The sequence below is a fragment of the Nonomuraea sp. NPDC004186 genome, from assembly GCF_053603495.1.
Genome location: NZ_JBSGFQ010000219.1, coordinates 1 through 11,346, shown reverse-complemented (window position 1 = coordinate 11,346; position 11,346 = coordinate 1). Strand labels below are relative to the sequence as shown.

9 protein-coding genes are annotated in these 11,346 nt (G+C 70.4%); 6 read left to right on the top strand and 3 right to left on the bottom strand.

What is annotated here, in order from left to right; translation table 11 throughout:
• Positions 1-30: 30 nt before the first annotated feature.
• On the bottom strand, positions 31-1,899 hold the full coding sequence (locus tag ACWEPL_RS63630; RefSeq protein ID WP_452442630.1) for an exo-alpha-sialidase: 1,869 nt from the start codon (positions 1,897-1,899) through the stop codon (positions 31-33).
• A 293-nt stretch (positions 1,900-2,192) separates the two neighbouring features.
• Here ACWEPL_RS63630 and ACWEPL_RS63625 point away from each other — a divergent pair, with 293 nt between their 5' ends.
• The 5 genes from ACWEPL_RS63625 (at position 2,193) to ACWEPL_RS63605 (ending at position 8,839) form a co-directional block, all read left to right on the top strand.
• Positions 2,193-3,308 (top strand): sensor histidine kinase, encoded by a 1,116-nt coding sequence (locus ACWEPL_RS63625; RefSeq protein WP_452442628.1) that lies wholly within the window; start codon positions 2,193-2,195, stop codon positions 3,306-3,308.
• A gap of 4 nt (positions 3,309-3,312) precedes the next feature.
• Positions 3,313-3,975 carry a response regulator transcription factor gene (locus tag ACWEPL_RS63620; protein WP_363984215.1) on the top strand — a complete coding sequence of 221 codons (663 nt, stop codon included), beginning with the start codon at positions 3,313-3,315 and terminating at the stop codon, positions 3,973-3,975.
• Between the two features lie 102 nt (positions 3,976-4,077).
• The gene (locus ACWEPL_RS63615) at positions 4,078-5,556 is read left to right on the top strand and encodes a nitrilase-related carbon-nitrogen hydrolase (RefSeq protein WP_452442626.1); all 1,479 of its coding nucleotides are present in this window, start codon (positions 4,078-4,080) and stop codon (positions 5,554-5,556) included.
• A gap of 145 nt (positions 5,557-5,701) precedes the next feature.
• The gene (locus ACWEPL_RS63610) at positions 5,702-7,411 is read left to right on the top strand and encodes an aminotransferase class V-fold PLP-dependent enzyme (RefSeq protein ID WP_452442624.1); all 1,710 of its coding nucleotides are present in this window, start codon (positions 5,702-5,704) and stop codon (positions 7,409-7,411) included.
• Positions 7,412-7,582: 171 nt separating this feature from the next.
• Entirely contained in the window at positions 7,583-8,839 is a 1,257-nt protein-coding gene (locus ACWEPL_RS63605) for a protein kinase domain-containing protein (RefSeq protein ID WP_452442622.1), read from the top strand.
• A gap of 133 nt (positions 8,840-8,972) precedes the next feature.
• Here the strand turns inward: ACWEPL_RS63605 and ACWEPL_RS63600 are convergent, their stop codons facing one another.
• Both ACWEPL_RS63600 and ACWEPL_RS63595 read right to left on the bottom strand, forming a co-directional pair.
• Complete coding sequence (locus tag ACWEPL_RS63600; RefSeq protein ID WP_397375127.1) at positions 8,973-9,305, bottom strand: DoxX family protein; 333 nt, start codon at positions 9,303-9,305, stop codon at positions 8,973-8,975.
• Positions 9,306-9,380: 75 nt separating this feature from the next.
• Entirely contained in the window at positions 9,381-10,010 is a 630-nt protein-coding gene (locus ACWEPL_RS63595; RefSeq protein WP_452442620.1) for a CGNR zinc finger domain-containing protein, read from the bottom strand.
• An 80-nt stretch (positions 10,011-10,090) separates the two neighbouring features.
• Here ACWEPL_RS63595 and ACWEPL_RS63590 point away from each other — a divergent pair, with 80 nt between their 5' ends.
• Positions 10,091-11,104, top strand: coding sequence for a quinone oxidoreductase family protein (locus tag ACWEPL_RS63590; RefSeq protein WP_452442618.1), 1,014 nt, complete (start codon positions 10,091-10,093; stop codon positions 11,102-11,104).
• Positions 11,105-11,346: the final 242 nt, after the last annotated feature.

Genomic DNA, 11,346 nt, shown 5'->3' with positions numbered 1-11,346 from the left:
GGGGCCGGCGAGCGCCATCGCCGAACGGCTTCAGCTGACGTGGTCGAACGGCAGCCGCAGCCCGAGCTGACCGCCGACCGGGAGGTTCCGCTGCCGGATCAGGTCCAGCTCGGCGTCGGTGACGGCACGCCGGTAGACGCGTACCTCGTCCAGCGACCCACGGAAGCGGTCCACGCCGTCCAACCGCTGCCCGATGTGGATTCCCTCGAGCCCGAACTCCTTGCCGAGGGTCAGCGAGCCGGGCGGCGCCGCCGCAGACGAGACCTGTACGCCGTCCACCAGGAGCCGGAGCTCGCCACGTACCCGCTGGAGCACCACGAAGTGCCACTGCCCGTCGTTGTACGCGCTCGGCGACTGCACGGTCACGTTGAACCGGCCGACGGAGAGGACCGCCCGGATGCGGTTGCTGGCCGGTTCGGCCCGCAGCCACAGCGCCGGCGGGTTGGTGCCCCTGTTCACCCGATGGAACCAGAGGATCGCGTGCGAGCCGGTCTGCTCCGAGTACCGGATCCAGGAGGTCAGCGTGAAGTCCTTCGCGCCGAGGTCGATGGAGTCGTTGAACGGCACCTCCACCCGGTCGTCCACCCGGTCCAGAGCCAGCCCGTTGCCGAACCGCCCGTCGGTGGTCTGAGCGCCGCCGCGGACATACGCCTGGTTGCGGTACGGCGACTTGTCCGGCGTCGTCGGGCCGGGCGCCGGAGGGCCGGGGATGCCGGGCGGGGTGCCGTTCGGCGTCTCCAGGTACGCCTCGTTGAACCGTGCGAAGCGGATCTGCTCGTACGGCGTGATGGTGCCGGCCTCGTACATCAGGGCCGCTTCGTCGCCGTCCAGATGCACCATGTCCGAGTACGCCGTCGGCCCCCAGTAGAAGACCTTGCCCTCGTCCCAGGTCTCGAAGCGGCGCCCCTCGTCGTAGGACGACCGGATCCCCATCGCTTCCCGGGCGCCCGGGTGCATCGGCGAGGAGAACAGGATGCGCCCGTCGCTGAACCGCAGCAGCGACGCCTGGACGTCGGTCGTCGCCAGCGCCGGCATGGTGCGGAACGGGGTGTCCCACGTCTGGCCGCTGTCGCTGCTGGTCGCGTACGCCCGGCTGCCCTCGTCGGTGCCGCGCTCACGGGCCGAGGCGTAGATCCGCCCGTCGGTCAGCTCGATGACGGTGACCTCCTGGGCGATGACCGTGCCGTCATCGCGGGACGTCTCGGCGCCGATGTTCCACGTCGCCCCGCTGTCGTCGCTGTAGAGCAGGTGCGTGCCGTAGACGTGCTTGCCGACCCGGTCCCAGCTCTCGAAACTCGCCCCGACGACCAGCCGCCCGGCGTGCGGGCCCCGCTTGAGCTGGATGCCGTGCATCGGGCCGGTGGCGTACCAGAAGTTCCACTCCGGACGCTTGCCCTCGGTCATCTCCCTGGCGGCCGACCAGGTCGCCCCGTGATCGTCGCTGAACTGCACCCAGGGGTCGCGGTCACAGCCGTTCGGGCACGGCTCCGGACCGTTGTGGGTGCTCACCAGCACGATCCGCCCGGTGCGCTCGTCGACGATCGGCACCGGGTTGCCGTGGGTCGTGCCGTTGCCCTCCGAGATCACCTGCAGCGGGCCCCAGGTCCGGCCGCTGTCGGCGGAACGGCGCACCACGAGGTCAATGTCCTCGTCGTCGCCGCAGTCCTTCACCCGTCCCTCGGCGAACGCCAGGAGCATGCCGTTCGTGGCCCGCACCACGGCGGGGATCCGGAAGCAGCCGTATCCGAAGTCGCCCTGTTTGTAGAGCACCTGCTCGTCCACGAACGGTGCGGCTTCGGCGGTCGCGCCGGCCTCGAACGTTTCCGCCGGTGCCGGTGCCGGTGCCGGTGCCGCGGTCGCCGGCCCGCCGAACGCGCTGACGAGTAAGCCGGCGAGCACCACTACGGCGCCCGCCCGTCGGCGCCGGGATCGACGTCCGGCACGGCCCTCCGGGGGATGGCCATCGTGCATGTCCACGCCCTTCCTGACAGGAGAAGGTTACGAGGGGACATCCTACGTCCAACGTCCCATGTTAAATAGACGGTGAACGTAGAATGTTCTCCAATGGGCGCTGAGCGGATGGCGGACGCGTTCTTCGGCGACGCGGGCACCAGGACCACTCCTGAGAGTGAGGGACGCTGTCCGTCGTGAGAGGGATGCGCCGGGCGGCATGAATCCTGATACTGGGCGAGATGCCCGGACTCACTGAGCGGCTGCGCACCCGGTTCCAGAACGTACCCCCACGCGTGGTCGACATCGCGATCACTGTCGTCGTGTCGGCCGCCACCGTCGGTCCCTCGCTGGTCCCCTTCCCGCAGCCGTGGTGGGTGGTCGCGCTGGCGGTGCTGGCTTCGGTGCCGGTGCTGTGGCGGCGGACGGCGCCACTCGTGGTGACCGGTGTGGTCGGGCTGGCGATGACGGCGCTGGTGATGTGGGAGAAGCCGATGCTGCCGTACGGGCCGCTGGTCGGCACCTACACCATCGCCGCGCTGAGCTCGCCGCTGCTGCGGCTGGTGGCCGTCCCGGTCATCGGCGCCGGAGTGTACGTCTCGCTCGTCCTGCCGCAGGAAGATCTGGATTCTTATCGGGTGGTGGGTACGGCGTTCGTCGCGGCGTACGCGCTGGGCACCAGCACCCGCGCCCGCCGCGCCCGAGCCGCCGAGCTGGCCGAACGTGCCCTGCGGATGGAGCGGGAGCGCGCCATCGCCGCAGCTCACGAGCGGGCTCGCATCGCTCGGGACATGCATGACATCCTCACCCACTCGGTCGGCCTCATCGTCGTCCAGGCTGAGGCCGGGCCGCTGATGCTCCGGGCCGATCCCGAACGTGCGGAGGCCGCCTTCGACGCGATCGCCGACACCGGCCGGGGCGCGATCGCCCAGCTGCGGGCCCTGCTCGGCGCGATGCGCTCGGGCCAGGACGGCCGCCGGGAGCCGCAACCCGGGCTCGCGGCCCTGCCGGACCTGGTCGAGCGGACCGGCCGTACCGGGCTGCGGGTGACCTTGACCAGCGACGGCCCGTCGCGGCCGATCCCCGCGGAGGTCGACGTGGCGGCGTACCGGATCGTGCAGGAGGCGCTGACGAACGTGCTGCGCCACGCGCACGCGCGCACCGCGCGGGTACGACTGTGCTGGACGCCGAGCGCGCTGCGGGTCGAGGTGACCGACGACGGCAGCGGTGTGGACGGCGCCCCCGGAGGACACGGCCTGATCGGGATGCGCGAACGGGCCACCGCTTGCGGGGGGACGCTGCACGCCGGTCCGAGGGACAAGGGCTTCGTGGTGGTGGCCACGCTTCCGGTTGGATAGGCGTATGCTCCGCGTGCTCGTGGCCGACGATCAGGATCTGTTCCGGGGCGGCTTCGCCATGATCCTGAACGCTCAGGCCGACATCACCGTAGTCGGCGAGGCGGCCGACGGCGCCGAGGCCGTTCAGGCAGCCACCGAGCTGCGCCCGGACGTCGTGCTGATGGACATCCGGATGCCCGGCATGGGCGGGATCGAGGCGACTGAGCGGATCTGCTCGGCGACGTCCGCCAAGGTGCTGGTGTTGACCATGTTCGATCTGGACGAGTACGTCTACGATGCGCTGCGCGCGGGGGCCAGCGGATTCCTGCTGAAGGACATCCGTCGCGACGAACTGGTCGCGGCGGTGCGCGTGGTGGCGGCGGGAGAGTCCCTGCTGGCGCCCACGGTGACCAGACGTCTCATCGAGGACCTGGTCCTGCGGCCGAATCATGGGGTGGCGCCCCGGCTGGCCGCCCGCCTCACCGAGCTGACCAGCCGTGAGGCCGAGACGCTGCGGCTGGTGGCCCGGGGGCTGTCCAACGCGGAGATCGCCGGCGAGATGGTCGTCAGCGAGTACACGGTCAAGAGCCATGTCAGCCGAATCCTGACGAAACTGGGACTGCGCGATCGGGTACAGGCGGTCGTGTTCGCCTACGAGTCGGGACTCATCGTCGCCGGTGGCGCCTGAGCGTCCGTGAGGGGGAGTGCGGAGATCACTCTTCCCGCCGATGTGGCGGCAGGGCTCCGGTGCGGAGTATCGAGGCAGTTCCCAGGTGGAGGAGTCTGCTCGATGAGATCACAACGATGGTGGCTGATCGCCGCGGCGGTGCTGTCGGCCACGCTGTTCTGGTTCGGAACCGGCTTGCGGCCGGTGCCCTGGTGTACGTGGATCGCGCCGATCCCGATCCTCGTCCTGGTGCCGCGCTGCTCGGCGCGTGCGGCACTCGCCAGCGCGTCCGTCGCCTGGCTCGCAGGCCAGACCCCCATGTGGGGATATTTCCTGAACACGGTGCAGATACCGCCGGCGATGGTCGTCCTCCTGCTCGTCGGTTCGGCGCTGCTGTTCGGCCTGGTGGTGATCGCCTACCGGGGCCTGACGTTGCGCGGACGCCCGCTGATGGCCGTCGGCGTCGTCCCGGCGGCGTGGGCCGTCATCGAGTACGCGCTGTCGCTGATCACGCCGAACGGCGCCTGGTGGAGCCTGGCCTACACCCAGGCCGACGTCCTTCCCGTCATCCAGCTCGCCTCGGCCACCGGGCCATGGGGAGTGACGTTCCTGCTGATGGGAGCCCCGGCCGCGGCCGCCGCCCTGCTGACGCACGCTGCGGTCGGCCGGGTGCGGGTGGCCGTGGCCGCCGCGCTGGTCGCGGCCGTGGCGGCGGGATACGGATTCTGGCAGCTACGGCCGGCCGAAGCGGGAACGGCGGTCAAGGCGGCGATGCTGGCCACCGACCGGTCGATCGACCCGGCGGCGGTGACCGGTCCCGAAGGGCGAACCCTGCTGGCCGGCTACATGAGCCGCATCCCGGCCCTGGCCGAGCGTGGCGCCGACGTCGTCGTACTTCCCGAGAAGGCGTTCCGGGTGGATGAGGCGGACCTGCCGTCGCTCGCCGGACCGTTGTCCCGGCTCGCCTCCGACCATCGCCTCGACATCATCGTCGGGCTGATCCTCACCAGGGACGGCCGCGAGTACAACGCGGCCATCGACTTCCCCTCCCACGGCGGCCGGCCCGTCGAGTACGTCAAGCGCCACCTCGTCCCGGGCCTGGAGAGCGAGTTCCAGGCAGGAACGGCGCAGGCGTTCGTACCCGGGTCCGGCGGACGATGGGCGATCGCGATCTGCTTCGATCTCGACTTCCCCGACCTGGTCCGCGACTACCGGCGCGACGGGGCGACCGCGCTGTTCGTACCGGCCTGGGATTTCGGCGACGACGCCTGGCTGCACAGCCGGATGGCGATCACGCGCGGGATCGAGAACGGCCTGACGGTGGCACGAGCGTCCCGGCAGGGCGCCCTGACCGTGAGCGACCCCAACGGTCGCCTGCTGGCCGAGGCCCGCACCACGGACGACTCCTTCGTGTCGGTGACCGCGGACCTGCCGGACCGTGCGGTGCCGACCCTGTACACCAGGTTCGGCGACTGGTTCGCGTGGGCCTGCATTCTCCTGCTGGCCGCGATATGCGCGGGCGTGGCCTTCCTGCGGCCCCGGGCTTCGACTCCGTCAGCCGGAAGCAAGCGACATGAAGCACCGACAGCCCTGATCCCGTGATGAACGGGATCAGGACGTAGCTCGGTGGGAGCCCGTGACCGGGTGGATTCCAGGCGGCGGAATGCTTTGTCGCGGCCGGCCAGGTGCGGGCGAGCATCCCCGCGGCGGCCTGTTGCCGGGCCGGCGAGCGGGGGATCCTGGATGCGTGCAGACACGACGATCCGCCTCCGAACCGCCGACCTCGCCGCTGCTGGAGCGCATCCGCGCCGCCGTCATCGGCGACGACGAGGTGCTGCGGGGCCCGTACGGACCGCGCCGCATCATCTACGCCGACTACACCGCCTCGGGCCGGTCGCTCGGCTTCATCGAGGACTTCGTCCGCGACCACGTCCTGCCGCGCTACGCCAACACCCACACCGAGAGCTCCGGAACCGGGCTGCAGACCAGCCGATTACGCGAGGAGGCCCGCGGTGCCGTCCACGACGCCGTCGGCGGTGGCCCGGACGACGTGGTGATCTTCTGCGGTTCGGGCGCGACCGCGGCGATCAACAAGCTCGTCGGCATCCTGGAGCTGCGGGTCCCCGGCCGGTACGCGCCGATGGTCCCGGAGGAGGACCGGCCGGTGGTGTTCGTCGGTCCGTACGAGCACCACTCGAACGAGTTGCCCTGGCGCGAGTCCATCGCCGACACCGTCGCCATCGGCGAGGACCGCGACGGCCACATCGACTGCGACGACCTGCGTGTCCAGCTGGCGCGCCACGCCGGCCGGCCGCTGCTGATCGGCAGCTTCTCGGCCGCCTCGAACGTGACCGGCATCCTGTCCGACACCGAGCGCATCGCGGCGCTGCTCCACGAGCACGGCGCGCTGTCGTTCTGGGACTACGCGGCGGCCGGTCCGTACGTGCCGATCCGGATGGCCGCCAGCGCGCCCGGGGCGAACGACCACAAGGATGCGATCTTCCTGTCGCCGCACAAGTTCATCGGCGGGCCGCAGACGCCCGGTGTCCTGGTGGTGAGGCGCGAACTGGTCCGCAACCGGGTGCCCACCGCGCCGGGCGGCGGCACCGTGCTGTTCGTGGACCCCACCGGGCACCGCTATCTCGACGACGCGGTCGCCCGCGAGGAGGGCGGCACACCGGCCATCGTCGAGTCGATCCGCGCCGGGCTGGTCTTCCGGCTCAAGCAGGCCATCGGCACCGACCTCATCCAGGCTCGTGAGGAACGCTTCTGGCAACGGGCCCTGCGACGATGGGAGAGCAACCCGAACATCGAGATCCTCGGCGACCGGCACTCTCGGCGGCTGTCCATCGTGTCGGTCCGCATCCGGTCCGGGGAGCTGTTCCTGCACCACAACTACGTGGTGGCGGTGCTGAACGACCTGCTCGGCATCCAGGCGCGCGGCGGCTGCTCCTGCGCCGGCCCCTACGGCCACCGCCTGCTGGCCATCGACGCCGCGCGCTCGCGGGCCTTCGAGGAGGAGATCGGGCATGGCTGCCAGGGCATCAAACCGGGCTGGGTACGCATCAACTTCAACTACTTCGTCTCCGACGCGGTCTGCGACTACCTCATCGAGGCCGTCGAACTGATCGCCCGATACGGCCACCGGTTGTTGCCCGATTACCGCTTCGAGCCCCGTACCGGGCTGTGGCGGCACCACCGCGACTCCGCCGAACCGCCACTGCACCTTTCCGACTTGCGCTTTGACGACCCCGGCGCGCCGCCCGCCCCACATGTCCGGGCCGGCGAGGACGCCCTGCCCGGCTACCTGGAGGAGGCGCGGGCCATCCTGGCGGCCCGCCCCGACGAGATCGACCTGCGCCCGCCCGGCCTGCCGGACGACTTCGAGCGGCTGCGCTGGTTCCCGCTGCCGGCCTCCTGCCTGGCCACTGCGGCGAGGAGGCCATCGCTTCGGTGATCGCCGGGCCGGTGTCTCAGGCGTTCCGGCAGGCGGCCAACCGGTCGGCCGTATGCGAAGCACTGCTTCTTCCTCGGCGAGAACGGCCGGACAAACCGACATTCTCCGGGAACCAACAGTCGAAGATCGCGGGTGTGCATGTACGGACGATGATCGGGTACTCATGTCGTCATGCCCGTTACAGGCTATGAAGGATGGTTATTGGGGGCTCGGTACAGGTTACTGGCCGAGCTGGGCCGAGGGGCCATGGGCAGGGTCTGGCGCGCTCATGACGAGCTGCTGGATCGGCAGGTGGCGGTCAAGGAGATCCGCATCCCGCACCAGCCGGGGCCAGAGCGCGAGGCGCTGCTCAGGCGGACCCTGCGCGAGGCTCGCCTGACCGCGCGGCTGAGCCACCCGCGCATAGCAGCCGTGTACGACGTCGTGGTCGCCGACGAACGGCCGTGGATCGTACTTCAGCTCGTCCCCGCCCCCAGCCTCGCCCAGGTGATCACCGAACGGGGACCGCTGCCCTCGTCCGCGGTCGCTCGAATCGGGCTCGAAGTGCTGGACGCCCTGCGCGCCGCCCACGCCGGCGGCATCGTGCACCGCGACATCAAGCCCGCCAACATCCTCATCACCGACGACGAGCACGCCATCCTCACCGACTTCGGGCTGGCCAGCACCCTGGATGACCAGGCGCGCCGCACCCGGGAGAGCATCGTCGTCGGCACCCCCGCCTACATCGCCCCCGAACGCGCCCGCGGTGGCCCCGCCACCCCGCAGGCCGATCTGTGGTCGCTGGGCGCCACCTTGTACGCGGCGGTCGAGGGCCGTGCCCCGTTCGGGTTCAGCAGTGAGCTGGCCACCCTGTCCGCGGTGATGGCCTCGGACCCCTTGCCGTTGGAGCACGCAGGGCCGCTCACCTCGATCATCGCCGGGCTGCTGGACAAGGATCCGGCCCGGCGTACGGACGCGGCTCGCCTTCACGAGCAACTGTCCACCCTGTGTGAGCAACCGGTCATTCCGATCTCTTCGGACCCTCCGACCGTTGACGGTGACAGCGGGCAGATCAGCGGCTCGCCCGTCGGCCGCCCGCTTGGGGAACGGACACCGTACCGGCAGTGGGCCGTCGAGCATTGGCGGCAGGCGGCCGTCATCGCGGCCCTGATCGTCAGCGTGATGGCGACCACCTCGTGGTGGCGCGTCGAGCCGAGCACGCACCATTCGCCACCCCTGACGGAGGCCACTCCGCCGCCCACCGCGATCGAGCCGGACACGGCGCTGCCGGCCCACCTCATCTCGGGCCAGCGCCGGGTCGCGAGGAGCGAACCGGAGCATGCTCGTACGGAACCACCCCTCTCCACCGACGTGGCCGGCGTCCCGCATGGACAGGCTAAGAAGATCAAGACGAAGAAGATCAAGATAAAGGGTCACGGCCCGAAATGACGGTCGCGGCCGCTGGTGTTCGAGACCATGGAGCACGGTGGCGGCGCCCGTCGTCAGCAGGCCGAGTCGGGACACCGGTGTGACAGGTCGTCGTCTGTTTGAGCCGGATGCGGAACCTGGACGGTTCTGCCCGTCACGCCGACGCGCGTACGACCACGAGAACCACCACCAACGCCAGCACCAGGACATCGACGGATATCGTCGCCGCCGAGTCGGACACCCGGATCCGGCTGATGACTGCACCGGCCATCAACATGACCAGTCCGATCGACGCGGCCACGCCGAGCAACGGCACCGCGAGCCCGGCGAGCAGCCCCAGACCCCCGGCTGACTCGCACACGCCGATCAATTGCCACAACCTCGGCCGGAGTCCGAGATGATCGCGGATCGCCAGCGACTGCGGCAGACTCAGCACCTTGACCCCGCCGGTCCCGAGGAACAGCAGACCGAGCAGGATCGACAGCACGACAACGACGGTGCTCATCAGTGGCGCTCCAAAGATCCATACAGCACAAATGACCTGCGCTATCGCGGCACCCGCTTATCGATCGGCCGCACCATCGGACGAGGTGGTGTCGCGCCCGCGCGAGCGGTACTTGGCGATCTTGGCAAGGTTGCCGCAGCGGTCCATCGAACACCAGCGACGGCGGCGCGCCTGGGAGTCGTCGAGGAACACCAGCGTGCAGTCAGGGCTCTCGCACTCTTTCACCCTCGCGGCAAGAGGCCCGCTGAGCAGGTCGATCCCGTCCCGCGCGAGGGTGGACAGCGCCGCGCCGACCGGCGTGGGGGTCGGCCATCGCGCGGTGAGGGGGCTCGTCCCTGAAGCGGTGGCGACCTCCAGTCGCGGCGCAAGATCGGCGACGGCTGCCATCCGGTTGATCACCGCCAGCGCGTGCCGGTCCGGGCGCGTCCCGTCGAGCACGCAGCGCACCAGCCGGTAAATGGCCTCGCGCAGCTTGCGGGCCTGGTCCAGCTCGTCCTCGGAGACCAGTGGTGGCTTGTTGGCGAGACCGACCTCGCGCAGCCACCTGCCGAGGCGCTCGGGCGTGGGCAGGCGTTCGATGTCGAGTGTGCCGCGCTTGCCGAGCGTGTCCACCAGGTCCAGGCACGGCCGGCCGCCGACGAAGACGAAGGCGGGGAGCGGCTCGGCCTCGGACGTTCGCGGGTTCATGGCAGCACCCTACCAGTTGACACCGGTTGAACCAGTGTTGCAGGCTGACACCTGTTCAAACGGTGTCACGAAGGAGAGTCATGCGCGCTGTGGTGGTGCAGGCATTCGGAGGTCCGGAGGTCCTCAACGTCGTCGAGGTGCCCGATCCGTCACCCGGCCCCGGCCAGGTGCTGGTTCAGATCGAAGCCGTGGGAGTGAACCGGGCCGACGCGCTCCTCCGATCGGGCCGTTACCACCGGGCCGACCCGCCGCCCGTGATCCTCGGCCTGGAGGCGGCCGGGACGATCAGCGCCTTGGGCGAGCGCACGCACGGCTTCCGCGTCGGGCAGAAGGTCCTGATGAGGGGGGAGCCCAACGCACCTGGTTTCTACGCCGAGCAGGCTGTGGTCTCGACCGAGCGGGTGCTGGCGCTGCCTGACGGCGTGGATCCGTTCCACGCGGCGGCGCTGCCGGTCGCGTGGCTGACTGCCTGGTACTGCCTCACCACCCTCGGCCAGATCCAACCCGGTCAGACGGTGCTGATCCACGCGGCGGCCAGTGGCGTGGGGAGCGCGGCGGTGCAGATCGCCGCGGCGGCCGGGGCGCGGGTGATCGCGGCGGCCGGCACCAAGGAGAAGACCACCTGGGTGGCCGAACTCGGCGCGCACGAGGTGCTCGACTCCCGGCAGTTGTCCGGCGACGACCTCCTCGACCACGTCAAAGCCTTGACAGGCGGACGCGGGGCCGAGGTGGTGCTCGACACGGTCGGCGGCGACGTCTTCCCGCTGAGCCTCAAAGCCGCCGCGCCGGGCGGGCGGGTCGTGGCCTTGGCCAACGTCGCCCTGGCGCCGAGCGTGATCGACACACGCGACTTCTATCCGAAGAACGTGAGCATCCACGGCTACCAGTCCGCCAACCTCGTCGAGCTCGGATACGACCCGCGTGCCGACCTCGAGCAGTTGGTCGCGAAGGTGGCCGGCGGCGAGCTGCGCGTGCCGGTGGATTCCATCTTCGCCCTGCAGGACGCAGCGGAAGCACACCGGCGCTTGGAGTCCCGCGCCAACCGCGGCAAGGTCATGCTCGGCACCGGCGATGGCCACAGGCTGCCTGGCTGACAAGCCGCTGCTCCACCGATGAGGACGGGCCCGCGCCGTACGGCCCAAGCTGGGGAGACGCTTCAGCGGCCGGCCGTGGCACCTGAACTTGAGTGAGCGCTGTCGCAAGCTGGGCGATCTCGACCGCGCCCGTGAGCATGCCTGGTCCATGCGGGGGGCGTGAGGAACCGCGATCTGGGCTGACGCCTGGCGACAGGTCTCCCTGTCGCCAGGGTGATCCTGAACGTGTCACCGGAGCGCAC